The following is a 19,840-nucleotide window of genomic DNA, read 5'->3' as shown; positions in this document are numbered from 1 at the left end:
CTCAGCGCTTGACGGCCAGCACACCGTCCAGCGCCAGCTCGGCCTTGAAACCGGCCTTTTCCAGGCGCTTGGCCACTTCGCGCGGCACGTCGCGGCCGCTGGTCAGCTTGTTCGGCGCGCCGGTGTAGTGGAACAGGCGCCCTCCCTTGCGGATGACGCGGGCGAGGTGGTCGTAGAACACCTGCGAGTACAGTTCGCCGGCGATGCCGAAGCGCGGCGGGTCGTGCAGGATCGCGTCGACACTGTTGCTGGCCACCTGTTCGATCTGCTGTGAGACGTCACCGTGGCTGAATTGCAGGCGGCCCCCGGCGGCGGCCGAGTCCGGATCCGGCGACCACGGGTTGAGCGTGCGCAGCCACATCACATCGGCGTTCTTCTCGAACGAGCGGATGTGGCCGACACCGGCTTCCAGCGCGCAGGCGGCGAAGTAGCCCAGGCCGCCGCAGGTATCGAGGATGACCTTGCCGGCCGGGGCGACCAGCTCGACCTTGCGGCGCGCATCCTCGAACGGTGACAGCTTGGAGGTCGGCAGCATCTTGATGCCGTCGATCTCGAAGGTCGGTGCGCCCCATTCGGTCGGCACCAGCTTGATCAGCGAGCTGCTGTAGCGCGAGATAGGTGCGAAGTCCTCGCCATCCCAGTAGTACAGCGTGCGGTCCTTCAGCTTGCCCGGCCACGGGTAGGCCTGGCCACGGAAGTGGAAGCCGTCTTCGTTCAGGGCCACGCTGTCCTGGCTCCGGCCCAGGTCGAGCGAGCCCTGCCATTCAGCAGCGCCCTTGTCATGGGCACGGCGCAGGGTGTCAGCGCTGTCGCGGGTCAGCAGGGGGCCGGTGTAATGGGGCACGGCGGGTACCGGGGCGGTTCGGGGGAGGGCATGGTACCGCAGCTGTTGCCGTGGCCACGCGTGGCTGCTGCAGTAGATCCACGCCATGCGTGGATGTAGACGGGAGGAGCCGAGCGTGGGCTCGGCGCTACCGCTGGCTGGTGCAGCTGTAGCCGTGTGTGGTTCCTTCCCCTGAAATCACGCCGACGCCACGCGACGGCTGCATGCCTACTCGCGCGCACGACCGACGATGGACCTCCTGGGTTTCCGGTGGCTGCCGATCAAAGTCGTAGCGCAGGCTGCCGTCTTCCTGCATCAGCCAATGCACGGTAACGCGCTCATGGCGACCATCACCGAGATCCCAGTCCAGGGTGCGCATGATCAGGGTCTGGCCATCGGGCAGCTGCCGGACTTCGTCATAGGCACCCTGGGTCTTCGGCGCGCTTACCGCAAGCAGCAGAAACAGCAGCATTGGCATCGCTCCTCAAAGAAGACAGGATGTGCCCATATTGCCCTGAGCCGCCATCAGAATCATTGCGTCTTACGGGCACTTGACCGCATACACCGGCCCAGCCCCGATCAGCATCAGCGCCATGTAGTCACTATCACTGGCCTTGCCCTTCAGCGTCGCGCCCTTGTTGAAGTGGAAGATGCCGAAGCCACCGGCCATGCGGATCAACGCGTTGTCGATCTGCTCGGCGTCATCGCGGAAGTAGCGGCTGATCTCGCTGCGGGTGGCTTTGTGCAGGGCGTTGGGTTCGCGCTGCCACTGCTCGCCACGGCTGAAGGAGACGAAGTACTGGCCGCCTTCCTTGTCGATGCGGAAATCGGCCGGTTTGCGCGCGCCGGTGGCGAAGCAGCCCTGCAACGGGTCGGCGCTGAAAGGAAGCCCGGCATCACCACTGCAGGCGGTGAGCAGCAGGAGGGCACCGGGCAGCAGCAGGCGGAGCGTGCGCATGGGATGTCCCGACGGGGCAGGTGCGGCTAGTGTAGGCAGCACACGGGCGTGGTCCGTACAGAAATTCGGCAAGGACACAGGGGTTTTCGGATGGCGAAGGGCAAGGCACCGTGGTGCGGCGTGGCCAGTTGGCTGGGGATCGCTGTGGGTTGGGGCGCGGGCACGTTGGCTGCGCAGGCGGCGGTGGCCGCAGGCGGCAATGGCATGGCTGCGGGATTGGGCGTGGGGGTGCTGGGCGCGGCGCTGGTGGGCTGCGGTCTGGCGGTGGCTTCGCGCGTGCGCGGCGAGCGCTGGCCGTGGATCGGCATCGGTGGTGCGGTGCTGAGTGCGCTGCCGCTGCTGATGTACCTGCTGCGGATGATGTTGAAGCTGTAGTTGTAGAGTCGAGCCATGCTCGACTTGTGGGCAACGCAGCCAGGCATGGCCTGGCTCTACTGGTCAGCGGCGGCCGGAGCATGCCATGCCGGCCAGCGGCCGGCACTACCCGGCGTGGATCATGCGCTGCGGTGAATCTCCACCGTCACGTGCACCAGTTCCTCATGAATCGCCAGCGCGTTGCGCACGGTATCGGCATCCAGACTGACGTCGCTGGTGACCACGCTGGCGCTGACCGCGTACTTGCCGCGACCCACCTGCCAGACGTGCAGGTCGGCCAGGCGTGCCGGCCACGGGCCCTGTTCGATTACCTCGCGCACTTCGGCCACCACCGGCGCATCCATCTGCGCGTCGAGCAGGATGCGGCCACTGTCGCGCAGCAGGCCGATCGCCCAGACCGTCACCAGCACGGCGCCGACCAGGCCCATCACCGGGTCCAGCCAGGTCAGGCCCAGCAGCTTGCCGCCAAGCAGGGCGACGATGGCCAGCACCGAGGTGGCGGCGTCGGCCAGCACGTGCACGTAGGCCGAGCGCAGGTTGAGGTCGTGACCGTGCGCATGGCCGTGATCGTGGTCGTGCCCGTGATGATGGTCATGCCCATGCCCATGCCCATGATGGTGATGCGCGTGGCCCGGGCTGTCGTGCAGCCACCAGGCGCAGAGCAGATTCACGCCCAGGCCCACCGCTGCAATGGCGATGGCTTCGTCGTAATGGATCGGTGCCGGCACCCACAGCCGTTCCAGCGATTGCACGGCCATCAGCGCGGCGACGCCGAGCAGGGCGATGGCGCTGGTATAGCCGGCCAGGATCTCGATCTTCCAGGTGCCGAAGGCGAAGCGCGGATCGTGCGCGTAGCGCCGCGCGCAGCGGTAGGCGAACACCGAGAGGCCCAGCGCCAGCGCGTGCGAACTCATGTGCCAGCCGTCGGCGAGCACGGCCATGGAGTTGAACCACCAGCCGCCGACGATCTCCACCAGCATCATGGCGACGGTGAGCCACAGGGCGCGGCGGGTATTGCGTTCGGCCAGCGGGTTGCCGTCGTCGAAGCGGTGTTCGTGGCGACGGGCGGCGGCGAGGGCGTCCAAGTGCATGGCGGCGGGAGCTGGAGTTGATACCCCCATAGGGTATATGATCCCGCCATGGCCCATGTACACAAGAATCGAAAGCAGCTGCTGACCCGGGTGCGCCGCATCGCGGGTCAGGTGGCGGCGTTGGAGCAGGCGCTGGACAAGCCCGAGGGGGAAGCGGGGGACTGCGCGGGCGTGCTGGTGCAGGTCGCCGCGGTGCGCGGTGCCGCCCACAGCCTGCTGATGGAGCTGCTGCACGAGCACCTGCAGGAACATGTGGTGGGTGCCGATGACCCGCAGCAGCGGGCGGACGAGGCTGCGGTGCTGGTGGAGCTTCTTCGCCGCTACGGCAAATAGCAGGGGTAGTGCCGGCCGTTGGCCGGCAACTGCAGGTTGCGTCCGAAGCTCATGCGGTTGCCGGCCGGCGGCCGGCACTACCCGTGGCGTCCGAAGCTCATGCGGTTGCCGGCCAGCGGCCGGCACTACCCGCGGCGTCCGAAGCTCATGTGGTTGCCGGCCAGCGGCCGGCACTACCCGTGCCGGTGCCGCGCGTTCCAGATATGCGTTGCGGCCAGCAGCAGGCTGCCGGTGACCGTCATCGGTGTTTCCCAGTCATGTGAGGGCAAGGCCAGCGCGCCGGCCAGCAACAGGCCCAGACCGACGCCGGCGGTGGCCCAGGCCAGCACCGGCAACGGGTGACGGCGCTCGGCCCGCCACAGCGCGTAGCCGGTCAGCGGCAGGGCGATGGCCACGAACAGCAGGTGCACCCATTCCGCTTCGGCCCAGGTGCCGAACAGCGGCAGCGCGGCGGCCAGCAGGGGCAGCGCCAGGCAGTGCAGCAGGCACAGGCTGGACAGGGCGACCGCGCCGGCATCAAGCAGGGCGGCAGAAGGCGACTTCATCGGGGGAGGTTCCTTGCGCGGCAATTGTTATACAGTAACATTTCCGTTCCGCAGCCAACCCGCTCCGACATGAACACTGTTTCCCGCGCCGACCGTCGCCTTCCGGTCACCGTGCTGTCCGGCTTCCTTGGGGCCGGCAAGACCACCCTGCTGAACCAGATCCTGCGCAACCGCGAGGGCCTGCGCGTGGCAGTCATCGTCAACGACATGAGTGAGGTCAACATCGATGCGCAGCTGGTGCGCGAAGGTGGCGCCGAGCTGCGCCGCACCGAAGAGACGCTGGTGGAGTTCAGCAACGGCTGCATCTGCTGCACGCTGCGCGATGACCTGCTGCAGGAAGTGCGGCGCCTGGCTGATGCGGGTCGCTACGACTACCTGCTGATCGAATCGACGGGCATCGGTGAACCGATGCCGGTGGCGGCCACGTTCGCGGTGCGCGACGAGCACGGCTTCAGCCTGAGTGATATCGCGCGGCTGGACACGATGGTGACGGTGGTCGACGGCAGCGCGTTCCTTGCCGACTTCGGCTCGACCCTGCGCCTGGCCGAACGCGGCCAGCAGGCCGGGCCGGACGATGATCGCGGTGTGGTCGATCTGCTGTGCGAGCAGGTGGAGTTCGCCGACGTGATCGTGGTCAGCAAGGTCGACCAGGTGGATGACGAGGTGCTGCAGGACACGCTGGCGGTACTGCGTGGCTTGAATCGGGATGCGAAGCTGCTGCTGTCCAGCTTCGGTGATGTGCCGTTGGCCGAGCTGCTGGATACCGGCCGCTTCGACATGGAGCGTGCGCAACGTGCGCCTGGCTGGGTGAAGGAACTGCGGGGCGAGCACACACCGGAAACCGAAGAGTACGGCATCGGCAGCTTCGTCTACCGTTCGCGGCGTCCGTTCCACCCCGCGCGATTCGCCCGCGCGCTGCAGTCCGGCATGCCCGGCGTGATCCGCAGCAAGGGCTGGTTCTGGCTGGCCAACCGCATGGATTGGGTCGGCGAGTTGAACACGGTGGGCGCCGCGACGCGGACGCAGGCGGCGGGTTTCTGGTATGCCGCGCGCGACCGCGTGCGTGCCGGCCTGGAAGACACCGCACCGTTGTTGCCGCCGACACCGCTGCCCTACAGCGACCTCGGCTGGGCGCGGCAGCAGGCCGATTGCTGGAGCGCACCGTTGCCGGGGCTGGAAGAGTTTCCGGATGCAGCCGCGCACACGGCGATGCAGCGGCTGTGGCACCCCTTGTGGGGTGATCGCCGCCAGGAGCTGGTGGTGATTGGTGTGCACATGGATGAGCGTGCGGTGCGCGCGGAGCTGGATGCGTGCCTGCTCAATGACCAGGAGCTGCGGGCGGGGCCACTGCTGTGGCAGCAGATGCCACAGGCGTTCCCGGTGTGGAAGCGCTGACGGTGCATTGAGGCTCCATGGGTTGCCGGCCAGCGGCCGGCACTACCCCGGGTCGATACGCCATGCGTGGATCTACAAGGCGTCATGCCACTGCCAGCCCTCGGTGCTCACGTGCAGCACCTGGGTCGGCCGCAACGCCTGCAGCAGGTGCCGGTCGTGGCTGACCATCACCAGTGCGCCCGGCCATGCCGCAAGCAGTTCTTCCAGCGCCTGTAATGCACTGAGGTCCAGTGCATTGCCGGGCTCGTCCAGCAGCAACAGTTGGGGCGCGGGATCGGCATACAGCACGCTGGCCAGCGCACCCTTCACCCGCTCGCCATCGCTGAGGCTGCTGGCGGCGCGCTGGATGCGCTGTGCGTCCAGACCCAACAGGGCCAGGCGCGTGCGCAGCTCCCCGGGGTCGGCACTCGGGTTGGCGGCCTGCACGCTGTCGAGGATGCTGCATTCGCCGGACAGCCCCAGCAGCTGCTGATCGAGCAGCGCCAGCGGTGTGTGACGTTGCACGGTCCCATCGCGCGCGGGCAGCTGACCCGCCAGCACCCGCAGCAGTGTCGACTTGCCGCTGCCGTTGTCACCGACCACGGCAATGCGCTGGCCGCGGCGGATCTCCAGCTGCAACGGGGCGCTGCAGCCATGTGGGAGGACCAGATCCTGCGCCTGCAGCAGGCGCGTGCTGCCACGTTCCCCCGCACCGGCAAACAGCGCCAGTTCCGGCGCGGTGTGAACCGCCGAGGCCGCTGCGCGCAGTTGCTCTGCGCTGGCCTGCAGGCGTTCGGACTGCACCTGCTGCGCGCGCCCATGACTGGCTTCGGCGCGCTGCTTCTGCCGGCCAAGCAGGATCGGTGCCTGGTTGGCCTGCTTCGCATCGCGATTGCCGCGTGCCTGGCGTTGCTGCTGACGTTCGTGTTGTTCGCGAGCGCTGCGTTGCTGTTGCCGATGCTGCGCACGTGCATGGTCAAGCTGGGCGGTGGCGGCTTCACGTTCGGCGGCGCGTGTGTCGGCGTAGTGCTGCCATGCGCCGCCATAGCGATGCAGGCCACGCCCATCGAGTTCGACAATCTGCTGCATTCGGCCCAGCAACTCGCGATCATGACTGATCACCAGCAGGCCACCGCGCCACTGCTGCAACTGTTCGTACAGCTGTTGGCGATGGCGTGCGTCGAGGTGGTTACTGGGTTCGTCCAGGATCAGCCAGCCGGCACTGCTGGCCCAGGCGCCGGACAGCGCCACCTGCATGGCCTGGCCGCCACTGAGGCGCGCAGCAGGCTGGGCGTGATCGAGATCATCGGGCAAGCCCAGCGCCTGCCACTGCTGCTGCAGGCGTTCACGCAGATCCCAGCGGTCGCCTATGCAGGTGAAGTCGGCCTCATCGACGCTGCCGGCTTCGATGCGTGCGAGCGCGGACAGGGCTTCACCCACACCGGCCAACTCACCGACGGTACCGGTAGGTGGATAGCCCGGTGTGGGCAACAGGAACACGCGGCCACTGCCACGCACCTGGCCACTGTCGGGCGACAGCCGCCCGGCCAGCAGGCGTGCGAGCACGCTTTTGCCGGTGCCATTGGCACCGACAAGGCCGGTGGCGACCGGTTCGAAGGAAAACGACAGATCGGAAAACAGCACACGGCCGTCGGCCAATCGATACGAAACGCGATCGAGCGTGAGGGGATACGGGGTCATGCGACCTCCATGGATGCCGGGTTCTCCCCTGCGCGCAGGGGCGGGAAGAGTCAGGCCGTCTAGTGGGAAGACGGCGGCATCAATGGCGCATTGGTCGCGAGCCTCTGGGAGGAATGAGCGGCCAGTATAGCGGGGTTGGCTGAATGGTCGGGTGCGGCGGCCGCTGGCATGGCCCGGCGCTACCAGTGTTCGAGTGGTTCCGTTGTAGAGCCGAGCCCATGCTCGGCTGCGCTTCGCCTGGCAGACGCTGAGTCGAGCATGGCTCGACTCTACAAGGGCATCCACGCATGGCGCGGATCTACCGGCCTACGGCACGGTTTCCAGGCGCGCGCTGACGAAGTCGATGAATACCCGCAGCTTCGGAAGCACGTGGCGGCCCGACGGCCACAGCAGGTGGAAAATGCCGCAGGAGTGCACATGCTCGTCGAGCACGGTCAGCAGGCGTCCATCGGCCAGTGCATCGCGCACCGAGTGCACCGGCACGAAGGCCAGTCCGATATCGCGCAGTGCCAGCGCCACGCGCGCTTCGATGGTGTTGGCCACCATGTGCACGGGTAGTTCCTGCGGTGCTTCCTTGCCGGGCCACTGGATCGGCCACAGCTCCAGCTTGCCGGTGCTGGGGAAGCGGTAGTGCAGCAGGGTGTGTTGGAGCAGGTCGGCCGGCGCACGCGGAACGCCGCGGCGCTGCAGGTACGCCGGCGAGGCAACGATGCGGCGCGGGAACACGCCCAGGCGTCGGGCGTTCATGCGTGAGTCGCTGGGTTCGCCGACGCGTAGCACAGCGTCGAAGCCTTCCTCGATGACATCGACCAGCCGGTCGCTGAAATCCAGGTCCAGACGGATGTCCGGATACGCGGCCATGAACTCGGCCATCAGCGGCAGGGTCAGGTCACCCACCAGCGGCAGGCCGATGCGCAGTGTGCCGCGTGGCGTGGCGTGTGGTTGTGCCAGCTCGGTGCGCGCGGCATCGCGCTCGTCGAGGATGCGCCGGCAGCGTGCCAGGAACAGCTGACCCTCGGCGGTGAGGGTGATGCTGCGCGTGCTGCGGTGGAACAGGCGCACGCCCAGTGCCTGTTCCAGCCGGGCAACGCATTTGCCGGCGGCCGAGGCCGAGATGCCCTGCAGGCGCCCGGTCTCGACGAAGCTGCGGGTGTCGGCCGCGTGCACGAAGGTCTGCAGATTGGCGAGGTTGTCCAGGACTGACATGGGCGTGCGGGCAATGAAAGCGGCAGGGTAGGTCGGCGCGGCTGTAGCGGACGGCTCCGCCATCGCAACACTGTGGTGCGAAGTGGTGTGGAGCCCGTTGCGGCCTTGCAGTTCCGGCCATCATGCCGATTGCGGACTGCACGGTCCATGATGCCCGGAGCGGCAACCGGCTTTTTGCACGAGGGCGTGGTGCCTAACGTGGCGGGCCTCTCCCCACGGATCACCGCGATGAACGCTGTTCCTTCCCTTGCACCTGCGCCGACGCTGCCGTCGGTGCAGCGGCTGCTGCAGCAGGTCCACCCACAGCGTCTGGTCGGTACGGTGGTGCTGGTGCGCGAGCACGGTGTGCTGCGCCACGCCAGCGCGACCGGGCTGGCCGATCGCGAGTCGGCCACGCCGATGCAGCGCGACCAGTTGTTCCGGCTGGCATCGGTCAGCAAGCCGCTGTTGACCACGGTGATCCTGCGCCTGGTAGCCGAAGGCGTGCTGGACCTGGATACGCCGGTACAGCGCTGGTTGCCGGACTTCCGCCCGGCGTTGGCCGATGGCAGCACGCCGCCGATCAGCCTGCGCCAACTGCTCAGCCATAGCAGCGGGCTGGGTTACCGCTTCCTCGAAGCCGATGCGGATGGCCCGTACGCACAGGCCGGCGTCAGCGATGGCATGGATGCGAATCCGCTGACGCTGACCGACAACGTGCATCGCATCGCGCAGGCGCCGCTGCTGTTCGCGCCGGGCAGCCAATGGTTGTACTCGTTGGGCGTGGACGTCGCGGGCGCCGTGGCTGAAGCCGCGACTGGTGAAACGCTGCAGGCATTGTTCGCACGCCTGTTGGCCACGCCGCTGGGCCTGCGCGATACCGCGTTTGCCATCGACGATGCCGCACGGCTGGCCACGCCCTATGTCACCGACGCGCCGCAGCCGCATCGCCTGCAGGAAGGCGAGGTGGTCGCTCCATTCGAGGGTACCGTCGGCATCGAGTACAGCCTCGCCCGTGCTACCGATGCCAGCCGTTTCCCTTCGGCCGGTGCTGGATTGATTGGCAGCGCCGACGAGGTGATGGCGGTGTTGGAGGCCTTGCGCGATGTGCAAGCTTCGAATCTGTTGCCGCCCGCGCTGGTGGCGGCGATGGCCACCCCGCAGGTGGGCGAGCAGGGGCCGCCGGAACCGGCCGGCTGGGGCTTCGGGCTGGGCTTTGCGGTGCTGCGCGATGCCGCCGCCAGTGGCACGCCACAGAGCGAAGGCACCTGGCGCTGGGGCGGTGCCTACGGCCATAGCTGGTTTGTCGATCCTGCGCGTGGGCTGAGCGTGGTGGCGCTGACCAACACCCTGTACGAAGGCATGGACGGTGCCTTCGTTGATGAGCTGCGTGACGCGGTCTACGCCGATCTGGAGGCTGCGCGATGAGCGGCCATGCCATTGATGCGGCCAGCCCGGCCGGTGAAGCCACGCGCCTGCCGTGGGCGGGGCTGCTGGCGCTGGCCGGCGGCGGCTTCATCACCCTGCTGACCGAAACCTTGCCGGCCGGTGTACTGCGGCCGATGGGCGAAAGCCTGGGCGTGAGTGATGCGGCGGTGGGCCAGCTGGTCAGCGTGTACGCGCTGGGATCGGTGATGGCCGCACTGCCGATGACCGCGTTGACCCAGCGCCTGCCGCGACGCCCCTTGTTGCTGGCCGCCATTGCCGGCTTCGTGGTGGTCAACACGCTGACCGCCGTGAGCAGCAGCTATCCGCTGATCCTTGCCGCGCGTTTCCTGGCCGGTGTGAGTGGTGGCCTGCTGTGGTCGCTGGTGGCCGGCTACGCGGCGCGCATGGTGGTGCCGTCGCTGCAGGGCCGGGCAATCGCGGTGGCGATGGTTGGATCGCCGTTGGCGCTGTCGCTGGGCGTACCGGCGGGCACGTTGCTGGGCCAGCAGATCGGCTGGCGCTGGGCGTTCGCGTTGATGAGCGTACTGGGTGTCGGGCTGCTGGCGTACGCGCGCTGGACACTGCCGGCGTTGCCCGCCGCCGGTGCCGGCCAGCGCATGTCACTGGGCATGGTGTGGCGCATGCCCGGCGTGCGCAGCGCGCTGGCGGTGATGGTGCTGTACGTGCTGGCGCACAACGTGCTGTACACCTACATCGAACCGCTGGCGGTGGAGGCCGGCGCCGGTCCGTGGCTGGACCGCCTGCTGCTGGCCTTCGGCGTGGCTGCCATCGTTGGTATCGGCATTGCCGGTTGGGGCGTGGACCGTCATCTGCGCACGCTGGTGTGGGCGGCCGTGATCGGTTTCATTCTTCCGGTGTTGGCCCTGCTGTTGTGGCCAGGACAGGCCACACCGCTGCTGCTGGCAACGATCCTGTGGGGCGTGGCGTTCGGGTCGGTTGCGACCCTGTTCCAGACCGCGCTCGCACGCCGTGCCGGTGCTGCCGCCGACCTGGCGCAGTCGATGCTGGTGACCGGCTGGAACCTGGCGATTGCCGCCGGTGGCGTAGCAGGCGGTGTGCTGTTGCAGGTCAGCGGCCCGAGCCAGCTGGGCTGGTTGCCGTTGCTGTTGCTGGCGGTGAGCGCGGTGTGGCTGCTGGCACGGCCGAAGGCCTGGGCGTAGGCGCAGACCAGACGTTGCCGAGGTGCCGGCCAGCGGCCGGCACTACCGTGGTCCACGCCATCCACGCATGGCGTGGATCTGCCGAGCGCAGCGACCCGCGTTTGCTTTTGCTTTTGCTTTCTTCTGTTGATTCCGTGGTGGGACGCCGCCGCAATGTGTCCGTGGCCGGGTGGGTGGGTTGCGCAGGGGCGTGAGCCGCATGGATGCGGCGACCGAGCTTACATGGACGTACTTGCAGCGCCCCCTGCGCGACCCATCCACCCGGCCCCAACTGATGGATCCACTGTACGCGACCCACCACGAGGGGCTCCGCCGTTGGCCGTCCTACTCGATCCCCTCACGCTCGATCGGCACGCTGCGCGGATTCTGCATGTGCTCCCGCGCCGCGCCATAGCGCTGCTGCCGCTTGTGATGGAACACCACGAACTCATCCCGCGGCAGCGGCCGCGAGAACAGCCAACCCTGCGCGAACTCGACCTTCCGGGTATGCAGATACGCCAGCTGTGCCTCGGTCTCCACGCCCTCGGCCACCACCCACAGGCCCAGCTCCTTGGCCATGTCGATGATGTGCGGGGTTACCGGGCTGGTGGCGCTCTCGGTGTCGATCGCATCGATGAATGATTTGTCGATCTTCAACGCGTCCAGTGGCAGCTGTTCCAGGTACTGCAGGCTGGAGAAGCCGACGCCGAAATCGTCAATGGCCACGCTGTGCCCGGCCCGACGCGCCTGCGCCAGCATCGTGCGGGCGCGGTCCAGATCCAGGAAGCCGCGCTCGGTGGCCTCCATCCAGATCTGCTGCGGCAGGATGCCGCTGCCGGCCATGTGCTTGGAGATCATCTTCAGCGCACGGCCGCTGCTGATATCTTCGGCGGCCAGGTTGATCGCGATGTGCGCGCTGCGGTCGGCCACCAGCAGTTCACGCATGTCGCGCACCACGTTCTCGATCACCAGATCGGTGACCGCGCCGATCATGCCGGCCTCTTCGGCCAGCGGAATGAACAGGTCCGGCCGCACCTGGGTGCCATCCGGGCGCTGCCAGCGCACCAGCGCTTCGGCGCCGACGCAGATGCCGGTATCCAGCTCGATGATCGGCTGGTAGTGCAGGTACAGCTCGCGGCGGCGGATCGCTGTGGCCAGCTCGCCGCGCAGGGACAGGCGGCGGCGCGACAGCCAGATCACCAGGCCGGCACCGGCAGCGGCCAGCAGAACGCCGATCGGCACGAACAGCCACGCCTGCTGGCGGAAGGTCGCGGCAAGCGCGGTACGCGGCATGGTCGCGATCGCCAACCACTCTTCGTTGCGGGCGGTGGCATACAGGGTGTGGTGGTCCAGGCCTTCATCGGGGGCGCGCAGCAGGGTCTCCAGCAATGCCGGATCCATGCCGTCCTGCCTGGCCAGGAGACGCCCATCGGGGCTGGCCAGGGCAAGGCGCACGTTCGGGTCGGCGATGACATCGACGAAGCGGCGCGGATCGACCAGCACGTCGTAGTTGCCGTACAGGATCGACAGGACCTGGCGCCGTCCGCTGGCCTCGGGGCGCACATCCACGGCGATGCCGGCGCCATCACTGGTGACGTGGTCGGCCTTGGGCTGGTTGACGTCGGACAGGAACGGCCCCCACGACGTACAGCGCAGCTTGCCACCCTCGAAGTAGCCCATCTGGTCGACCGACGGCGAGGTCATCACCAGCGTCTGCATGCGCCGGATATGGTCGGGCCCGCAGGCGTCGTGGGCGCCGACCTCGGCCGACTGCAGTGCCGCCAGCGCTTCCTGGTAGGACTGGTCGGCGCGGCGCAGGGCGCGACCGGCGATGTCGCGCAGCCGCTGCTGCTCGACGCTGACTGCACGGTCCCAGGTGGCATAGGCCATCACCGCGATCGGCACGGCCGCGGCCAGCAGCGCCAGCGCGGTGCCACCAATGATCACGCGTAGCCGACTCAAGGCCGGAGCTCCAGCGGGGCGGGCAGGGCAGGGCACATGGTCAGGCCGATCCTTGGGCAGGTGCGGCTATCTGAGCATGACGCCGGGCCGGGCGGAATGGGACGAATCCGGTATTCGGTCACAATGTGATGAAAGCGACCATGATTGACGCAATCGGGCCATCCGGCGCTGGCGCTCCGGGCCGGGGAGGACTAACGTCGAACGCTTCGCCCGCCCCAGTGCACGCCCATGACCGAGCCCGCAACGCCCCCCGAGCACCTGCGCCGCAGCCTGTCCAACCGCCACCTGCAGCTGATCGCCATCGGTGGTGCCATCGGCACCGGCCTGTTCATGGGCTCGGGCAAGACCATCAGCCTGGCCGGCCCGTCCATCGTCTTCGTCTACCTGATCATCGGCGCGATGCTGTTCTTCGTGATGCGCGCGATGGGCGAGCTGCTGCTGTCCAACCTGCAGTACAAATCCTTCATCGATTTCTCCACCGATCTGCTCGGTCCCTGGGCCGGCTTCTTCTGTGGATGGACGTACTGGTTCTGCTGGATCGTCACCGCCATCGCCGACGTGATCGCGATTGCCGCCTACGCGCAGTTCTGGTTCCCTGGGCTGGATGCCTGGATACCGGCACTGGCCTGCGTGCTGCTGTTGCTGGCACTGAACCTGGTGACGGTGAAGCTGTTCGGCGAGATGGAATTCTGGTTCGCGCTGATCAAGATCGTGGCGATCTGTGCGCTGATCATCACCGGCGCCGGGCTGGTGGCGTGGGGCTTCACCTCGCCCAGTGGCCACACCGCGTCGTTGTCGAACCTGTGGAATGACGGCGGCATGTTCCCGATGGGCCTGGTCGGTTTCTTCGCCGGTTTCCAGATCGCGGTGTTCGCTTTCGTCGGCATCGAGCTGGTGGGTACAACTGCCGCTGAAACCGCAGACCCCGAGCGCAACCTGCCGAAGGCGATCAACTCGATCCCGGTGCGCATCATCATCTTCTACGTGCTGGCGCTGATCGCGATCATGGCGGTCACCCCGTGGCGCCAGGTGGTGCCGGACAAGAGCCCGTTCGTGCAGCTGTTCGTGCTGGCCGGCATTCCCGCCGCGGCCAGCCTGATCAACTTCGTGGTGCTGACCTCGGCCACGTCCTCGGCCAACAGCGGCATCTTCTCCACCAGCCGCATGCTGTACGGTCTGGCCGAAGAGGGCCACGCACCGCGCGGGTTGTCGAAGTTGTCGCGCGCCGCAGTGCCCGCCCGTGGCCTGCTGTTCTCGTGCCTGTGCCTGCTGGGCGGCACGCTGCTGATCTACCTGATCCCCAACCTGGTGACCGCCTTCACCCTGGTGACGACGCTGGCCACCGTGCTCTTCATCTTCGTCTGGTCGCTGATCCTGGTGGCCTACATGGCCTACCGCCGCCGCTACCCGGAACGCCACGCCGCCTCGATCTTCAAGATGCCCGGTGGCGTCGCCATGTGCTGGGCCTGCCTGGTGTTCTTCGCCGCCGTGCTGGTGCTGCTGAGCCTGCAGGCCGACACCCGCCAGGCGCTGGTCGCCAGCCCGGTGTGGTTCGTGCTGTTGGGCGTGGGGTATTGGGTGCGGCGGAGGACCGCGAAGTAACCCAGCGTTTGCGTTCCATCGATTGATCCAGAGATCTCTCTGGAGTGGGGTCAGAGACCGTTGCGCAGCAACGGGATCCGACCCCCGCAGGAAATCGGCCGTTGCCGTTGCTGTTGAGGTTGCCGGCCAGCGGCCGGCACTACCACGGGTGCAGGGCGCAGCCCTGCCGACCCCCATTCACCCAGCATTAGCGGGCGCGGCCGGATGATCCGGCCGCCATGTTCCGTCGCCCTCTCCTGCTTGCGCTGTTGCTGCTGCCCAGCCTGTGGCCCGGGCTGGCCGCCGCGCGCACCGTCTACCGCTGCGTGCAGGGCAACACCGTCAGCCTGGCCACCGCGCCGGAACCCGGTTCACGCTGCACCCCGAAGGAAATCGACGACAACGCCATCCAGACCCCGAATCTGTGGGGCAACATGGGCGTGTTCAGTGGCGTGCTGTACGAGCGCGAGCAGGATGGCGCGCTGGTCTACTCCACCCGCAACCTGCCCGGCTCGCGGGTGTTCCTGAAGTTCACCATGGCCACGCCGCCGGGTGAACCTGCCCACGAAGGCCTGGGCAAGGTGGGCAAGCCGCAGCTGGCGCAGCATGCCAAACAGTTCAAGGCCGCCGCCAAGGCCACCGGCGTGGATGACGCGTGGCTGCGCGCGATCGCCCATGCCGAAAGCAACTTCGATGCACTGGCGGTGTCCAGCAAGGGCGCACAGGGCGTGATGCAGTTGATGCCGGACACCGCGCAGGAGTACGGGGTGAATGATCCGTTCTCGCCGCAGCAGTCGATCGATGGCGGCGCCCGCTACATGCGCGCGTTGCTGCGTCGCTACAACGGTGATCGGCCGCTGGCAGCGGCCGCCTACAATGCCGGCATCGGCGCGGTCACCCGCTACAAGGGCGTGCCGCCCTATGCCGAAACCCTGGCCTACGTGGACAAGGTGATGGCCCTGTACGCACGCTACCGCGAGGCGATGGGCATCCGTACCGAGGTGCCGGCGCGCTAGGCGGGTGGTGCTGCACGCACGTGGTTCTACATGGGAGCTTGCTCAGCGCGAGGTGGAGGTGCTGACCAGTTCGTAGCGTTCGATGCGGCCCAGGCGGGCAACCTCGGCCTGCACGTCGGCGCGCTGCTTCAGCGCACGCCAGGCCGCATCGATCTTCACGTCACCGGGCAGCGACGGATAGGTGCGCATGTCCTGCAGGCTGGCCAACGTTTCACCGCGTTCAACGGGTGAGCGCAACTGTTCGATCAGCACGGCAGCTGCGCCGTCGAGATTGCCCTCGTCCAGCAGCATTTCGCGCTGGAACAGGCGCGCGTCATCGCCCTGGGCCAGGATCGCTGCACGCGCGGCCTGTTCGGCCTTGGCATCGCCACGTTCACGGGCGGCAACGAACTGCAGCAGTGCCTGGGCCGCCTTGCCGTAACCGGCCAGGCCCGGCATGTCATTCACTGCCGTGGCGGCATCCTGCATGCGGCCCAGCGAACTGAACACGAAGCCGACGTTGAACTGGTGCTCGGCACCATCGGGGCCCAGTCCACCGATGCGTGCGGCCAGCTTGGCTGCCGCCAGCGCATCCTCGTTGCGACCCAGCCGGCGCAGCGCGGTGAGCCGGCTGTTGAGCAGCCATGCCACCCATTCGGCTTCTGCCGCCGAAGGCGCCTCGCCTTCGGCGGCCGCAGCGGCCATGCCATCGGTCAGCGCCAGCACTTCCTCGTTGCGGTCCAGCATCAGCAGCGTGCTGCTGAACTCGGCCATGCGCGCGTCCAGCGCCCGGTCGAGCAGGCCGGAAACCCGCAGTTCGTCGAGGTGCTTCTGTGCAGCCTGCACGGGATCAAAGCGCGGGTTGGCGCGGTCGACATAGGGATCGAAGCGCTTGTCACTGCGCAGCCGGATGATTTCGGCGGGCGCGGAGATGCGGGCCAGGGTCGCGGGGATGGCCTCGCCACGGCCGTTGTCGGCCTGCAGCGTGGCCAGTGCCAGCCACAGTCCGGTGGGTTCCAGGCCGCCGCTCTTCCAGCCGTTGTCGAACAGTGCCTGCAGCAGTTCCATACGCTGCTGCGGCTGATCCCGCAGGCGGAACTGCAGGTAGTTGATCGCGTGGTGGTCCACCGGCAACGGCGCGTCGGCATGCTTCAGCGCCTGCACCAGGTGCTTGGTGGCAGGCGCCGGTTGGTTCTCGGACAGTTCCACCGAGACCAGGGTCAGCAGGATCTGCGCATCGTCCGGCAGTGCCTCCTGCGCGCGCTGCAGATAGCGGCGAGCCTGGTCCGGCTTCTTCTGCACCATCGCGGTCCAGCCGGCCACCTGCGCGGCGCGGCCGCGATGTTCAGCATCGAAGTCATCCAGCATCGGATCTTCCATCAGCCGTTCCATCGCGATGAGTGCGCCCAGCGTGTTGCCACTGCGTGACTGCTGGATCGCCTCATCCCATCGCGTGGCATAGGCCTGGTGCATCGCATCGGCGGTGACTGACGGCTTCTGTGGTGCCACCGAGATCGAGGCGGAGGCCGGCGTGCTGGCCAGTGCGGCCACCAGCAGGGCGGCGAGAGGGAAGATGCGGGGCATGGAGGATCTCCATCCGTGGGAAGAGCATTGAACCCGCTGTAGCCAGGGAGAACAAGCGCGACGCATGGAACTCTGGCATCCGGCAGTACGTTTGGCCTTGGCGGATCCTGCGTTCAGCGTCTATTGTCGGTGCCTCTTCAGACAGCAGGCAGGCAGCACAGCACGATGGCACGGTGGCAATGGATGGCGGCAGGCGTAGCGTTGGCGACCGTAGTGGCACTGGCCGCGACCTGGTGGGAGACGCCGCTGCATACGCCGGCTGAACCGGCAGGTCCGGTTCCAACGCCGCTGGCGTGGACCGCGCAGATCGAGCCGCTGGCCGGCGATGGCCACCCGGGTGACCGCGATGGCGCGTCCGCGCAGGCGCGTTTCGCCGATCCGTACGCGTTGCTGCGCAGTGCCGATGGCAGCGTCTATTTCACCGATGCCGGTGACAACAACCGGATCCGTCGTCGACTTCCCGATGGCCGCGTTGAAACGGTGGCCGGGCAAGGCGAGGGGCGTATCGATGGCCCGGCACTGCAGGCCAGTTTCAATACGCCCTCGGGCATCGCCGCCGACGCGCAGGGCAACCTGTATGTGGCCGACACCGGCAACCACGCGATCCGCCGTATCGGCACCGATGGCCAGGTGACCACGCTGGCCGGTGGCGAACAGGGCTACGCCGATGGCCCTGCCGCGCAGGCGCGCTTCGATGCACCGATGGGCATCGCGGTGGACGCGCAGGGCCAGGTCTATGTGGCCGACACCTTCAACGACCGCATCCGGGTGATCGGTACCGATGGCAACGTGCGTACCCTGGCCGGCGGCGAGCGCCCGGGGCTGGCCGATGGCCTGGCGGGTGATGCACGCTTCGATACACCGGTGGCACTGGCCTTCGATGCGCACGGCGCGCTGCTGGTGGCCGACCTGTTCAACAACGCGGTGCGTCGGGTCGGTGCCGACGGCATGGTCAGCACGCTGCTGGGCGATGGCGGCGTGATCAATGGGCCGCTGTCGCTGGCCACCACGCACGACGGCGTGCTGTACGTGGGTGACCTTGATGGACGCATCGTGCAGGTAACACCGCAGGGCCACCAGATCGCGCTGGTGGGCAACGGCCGCCTGCCACGCCTGGCCCGCCCCAGTGGGTTGGCGATGGATACCGATGGCAGCGTGCTGGTCGCCGATTCCGCCAGCTATCGCCTGCACCGCCTGCGCCCGCTGCCGGTGGGTGACCTGCCGGCACCGGCGCTGGTCGGGCCCGCTGCCGATGCAGCATTGCCGGACACCGGTGGGCGCTGGCCATTGGCACCCCAGGATGGCTGGCATGAAGTGGTCGGCACGCTGGGCGAGGTGCGCGGCAACTTCAAGGGCGAGAGCCGCCACCACCTGCACGGCGGTTTCGATGTGCGCGGCGATGTCGGCCAGACCGTGCTGGCGATCGCCGATGGCAAGATCAGCAGCCCGGTAGCGGCGTGGAGCCTGGGTGGGCAGGCCGAGGGCCTGGCCGTGGACCGCCTCAAGTACATCCACATGCGGGTCGGCCGCACACCGCGCGACCAGCCGTTCGATGCGCGCTGGCAGGCGCTGTACGACGAACAGGGCAAGCTGGAGCGGATGCGGGTGCGTCGCGGCACGCGCATCCACGTCGGCGATCGCCTGGGCAGCATCAACAACCAGGCGCACGTGCACCTGGCGGTGGGCACCGGCGGCTTCGAAACCAACGCCGTGGCGCTGGGTTTCCATAACTACGCCGACCACTTCGCACCGCGCATCACCGATGTGGCGCTGCTGGACGACAACGACCAGCCACTGGCGGCGGGCAGCGACGGCGTGGTGATGCTGGCGCGGCAGGGACGTGGCGTGCAGATCGTGGTCGAGGCCTGGGACCAGGTTGATAACAACCTGCCGCGGCGCCGGCTGGGCATGTACCAGGTGGGCTACCAGATCCTCGATGCTGCCGGGCAGCCGCTGCAGGGCTATGAGCAGCCGCGCTGGAACATCGTGTTCAACCGCATGCCGCCGCAGACCGAAGCGGTGCGCGTGGCCTATGCACCGGACAGCGGCATCACCGTGCATGGCAGTGCGGTGACCCGCTTCCGCTACCTCGCCACCAACACCGTGCGTGACGGCCTGATGGAAACCGGGCGCTGGCAGCCGGCGGCATTGCCTCCGGGCGAGTACACCGTGCGCGCCAGCGTGCGCGACTACAGCGGCAACGAAGGCGTGGGCCCGCGCGAGATCAAGGTACGGTTGCTGCCATAGCCGCAGCCGGGGCGCCGCAGCGTTCGCGCTCGGCGTCCATGTCTTCCAGCGGCCGCACCTCGATGCTGCCGAAGCGTGCCCACGGGAAATCGCGGGCGATGCGCATGGCTTCGTCGCGGTCGCGGGCGACGATCAGGTTGAAGCCGGCCAGCAGTTCGCGGGTTTCCGCGAACGGGCCATCCAATACACGGCTGTGGCCATCACGCACGCGCAGGGTCTGCGCGGTGTCGACCGGCTGCAGCTTCTGCGCGGCCAGCAGCGTGCCTTCCGCCTGCAGTTTGTCGGCGTGGGCGAGGCAGTCGCGCATCAGCGTGTTGAATTCTTCGGTGGGCAGGGCCTGCAGCAGGGCAGGCTCGATGTAGATCAGAAGCAGGTCCTGCTGCCTGGCACGGTCCTGGCGGGGGCGGGGGCGGGGTGTCCATGATGGCGCAGGTTTGCCTGCCGGCATGCTGCAGCGCGAAAGGCCGCCTGCGGCGGGCGATCGGCGAACGGCGGAGC

At 67.9% G+C, this 19,840-nt stretch carries 18 protein-coding genes; 8 read left to right on the top strand and 10 right to left on the bottom strand.

Annotated elements, in window-relative coordinates; genetic code table 11:
* Position 1: 1 nt before the first annotated feature.
* From QRO95_RS07105 to QRO95_RS07095, 3 genes are all read right to left on the bottom strand, one after another.
* Entirely contained in the window at positions 2-844 is an 843-nt protein-coding gene (locus QRO95_RS07105; RefSeq protein WP_285302120.1) for an MnmC family methyltransferase, read from the bottom strand.
* Between the two features lie 127 nt (positions 845-971).
* A complete protein-coding gene (locus QRO95_RS07100; RefSeq protein WP_049399132.1) occupies positions 972-1,295 on the bottom strand; it encodes a hypothetical protein in 324 nt (107 codons plus the stop codon).
* Positions 1,296-1,364: 69 nt separating this feature from the next.
* Positions 1,365-1,781, bottom strand: coding sequence for a hypothetical protein (locus tag QRO95_RS07095; RefSeq protein WP_285302117.1), 417 nt, complete (start codon positions 1,779-1,781; stop codon positions 1,365-1,367).
* Between the two features lie 90 nt (positions 1,782-1,871).
* On the opposite strand from QRO95_RS07095, the gene QRO95_RS07090 reads away from it, so the two are divergent.
* The gene (locus tag QRO95_RS07090; protein ID WP_132809020.1) at positions 1,872-2,156 is read left to right on the top strand and encodes a hypothetical protein; all 285 of its coding nucleotides are present in this window, start codon (positions 1,872-1,874) and stop codon (positions 2,154-2,156) included.
* Positions 2,157-2,275: 119 nt separating this feature from the next.
* Here QRO95_RS07090 and dmeF read toward each other — a convergent pair whose 3' ends face one another.
* The gene (gene dmeF, locus QRO95_RS07085; protein ID WP_285302116.1) at positions 2,276-3,247 is read right to left on the bottom strand and encodes a CDF family Co(II)/Ni(II) efflux transporter DmeF; all 972 of its coding nucleotides are present in this window, start codon (positions 3,245-3,247) and stop codon (positions 2,276-2,278) included.
* Between the two features lie 48 nt (positions 3,248-3,295).
* On the opposite strand from dmeF, the gene QRO95_RS07080 reads away from it, so the two are divergent.
* The gene (locus tag QRO95_RS07080) at positions 3,296-3,580 is read left to right on the top strand and encodes a metal-sensing transcriptional repressor (RefSeq protein ID WP_032130410.1); all 285 of its coding nucleotides are present in this window, start codon (positions 3,296-3,298) and stop codon (positions 3,578-3,580) included.
* A 173-nt stretch (positions 3,581-3,753) separates the two neighbouring features.
* On the opposite strand, the gene QRO95_RS07075 is transcribed toward QRO95_RS07080, so the two are convergent.
* The gene (locus tag QRO95_RS07075; protein WP_094000564.1) at positions 3,754-4,125 is read right to left on the bottom strand and encodes a MerC domain-containing protein; all 372 of its coding nucleotides are present in this window, start codon (positions 4,123-4,125) and stop codon (positions 3,754-3,756) included.
* A 69-nt stretch (positions 4,126-4,194) separates the two neighbouring features.
* Between QRO95_RS07075 and QRO95_RS07070 the strand changes: the two genes are divergently transcribed.
* Positions 4,195-5,520, top strand: a complete 1,326-nt coding sequence (locus tag QRO95_RS07070; RefSeq protein WP_100433956.1) for a GTP-binding protein — start codon at positions 4,195-4,197, stop codon at positions 5,518-5,520.
* A 72-nt stretch (positions 5,521-5,592) separates the two neighbouring features.
* Here the strand turns inward: QRO95_RS07070 and QRO95_RS07065 are convergent, their stop codons facing one another.
* Positions 5,593-7,200 carry an ABC-F family ATP-binding cassette domain-containing protein gene (locus tag QRO95_RS07065; RefSeq protein WP_285302112.1) on the bottom strand — a complete coding sequence of 536 codons (1,608 nt, stop codon included), beginning with the start codon at positions 7,198-7,200 and terminating at the stop codon, positions 5,593-5,595.
* Positions 7,201-7,506: 306 nt separating this feature from the next.
* A complete protein-coding gene (locus QRO95_RS07060; RefSeq protein WP_285302111.1) occupies positions 7,507-8,406 on the bottom strand; it encodes a LysR family transcriptional regulator in 900 nt (299 codons plus the stop codon).
* A 228-nt stretch (positions 8,407-8,634) separates the two neighbouring features.
* On the opposite strand from QRO95_RS07060, the gene QRO95_RS07055 reads away from it, so the two are divergent.
* Together QRO95_RS07055 and QRO95_RS07050 are read left to right on the top strand one after the other, a co-directional pair.
* Entirely contained in the window at positions 8,635-9,813 is a 1,179-nt protein-coding gene (locus tag QRO95_RS07055) for a serine hydrolase (RefSeq protein ID WP_285302110.1), read from the top strand.
* Positions 9,810-10,994 carry an MFS transporter gene (locus QRO95_RS07050; RefSeq protein ID WP_285302108.1) on the top strand — a complete coding sequence of 395 codons (1,185 nt, stop codon included), beginning with the start codon at positions 9,810-9,812 and terminating at the stop codon, positions 10,992-10,994. Before QRO95_RS07055 ends, QRO95_RS07050 begins: the two co-directional genes overlap by 4 nt.
* 324 nt (positions 10,995-11,318) lie before the next feature.
* Here QRO95_RS07050 and QRO95_RS07045 read toward each other — a convergent pair whose 3' ends face one another.
* Positions 11,319-12,935, bottom strand: coding sequence for an EAL domain-containing protein (locus tag QRO95_RS07045; RefSeq protein ID WP_032130444.1), 1,617 nt, complete (start codon positions 12,933-12,935; stop codon positions 11,319-11,321).
* A 228-nt stretch (positions 12,936-13,163) separates the two neighbouring features.
* Between QRO95_RS07045 and cycA the strand changes: the two genes are divergently transcribed.
* Together cycA and QRO95_RS07035 are read left to right on the top strand one after the other, a co-directional pair.
* Complete coding sequence (gene cycA / locus QRO95_RS07040) at positions 13,164-14,537, top strand: D-serine/D-alanine/glycine transporter (RefSeq protein WP_049399140.1); 1,374 nt, start codon at positions 13,164-13,166, stop codon at positions 14,535-14,537.
* Between the two features lie 218 nt (positions 14,538-14,755).
* Positions 14,756-15,532, top strand: a complete 777-nt coding sequence (locus tag QRO95_RS07035; RefSeq protein WP_125892404.1) for a lytic transglycosylase domain-containing protein — start codon at positions 14,756-14,758, stop codon at positions 15,530-15,532.
* A gap of 42 nt (positions 15,533-15,574) precedes the next feature.
* Here the strand turns inward: QRO95_RS07035 and QRO95_RS07030 are convergent, their stop codons facing one another.
* On the bottom strand, positions 15,575-17,095 hold the full coding sequence (locus QRO95_RS07030) for a lipopolysaccharide assembly protein LapB (RefSeq protein WP_285302103.1): 1,521 nt from the start codon (positions 17,093-17,095) through the stop codon (positions 15,575-15,577).
* Between the two features lie 165 nt (positions 17,096-17,260).
* Here QRO95_RS07030 and QRO95_RS07025 point away from each other — a divergent pair, with 165 nt between their 5' ends.
* Entirely contained in the window at positions 17,261-19,342 is a 2,082-nt protein-coding gene (locus tag QRO95_RS07025; RefSeq protein WP_285302101.1) for a gluconolaconase, read from the top strand.
* Here the strand turns inward: QRO95_RS07025 and QRO95_RS07020 are convergent.
* A complete protein-coding gene (locus QRO95_RS07020; protein WP_285302160.1) occupies positions 19,320-19,715 on the bottom strand; it encodes a YciI family protein in 396 nt (131 codons plus the stop codon). The two genes, QRO95_RS07025 and QRO95_RS07020, sit on opposite strands and share 23 nt — an antisense overlap.
* Positions 19,716-19,840 lie beyond the last annotated feature (125 nt).

This window comes from Stenotrophomonas maltophilia group sp. Smal13, assembly GCF_030236855.1.
Lineage (GTDB): Bacteria > Pseudomonadota > Gammaproteobacteria > Xanthomonadales > Xanthomonadaceae > Stenotrophomonas > Stenotrophomonas maltophilia_A.
This window is presented reverse-complemented; position numbering and strand designations above follow the sequence as displayed.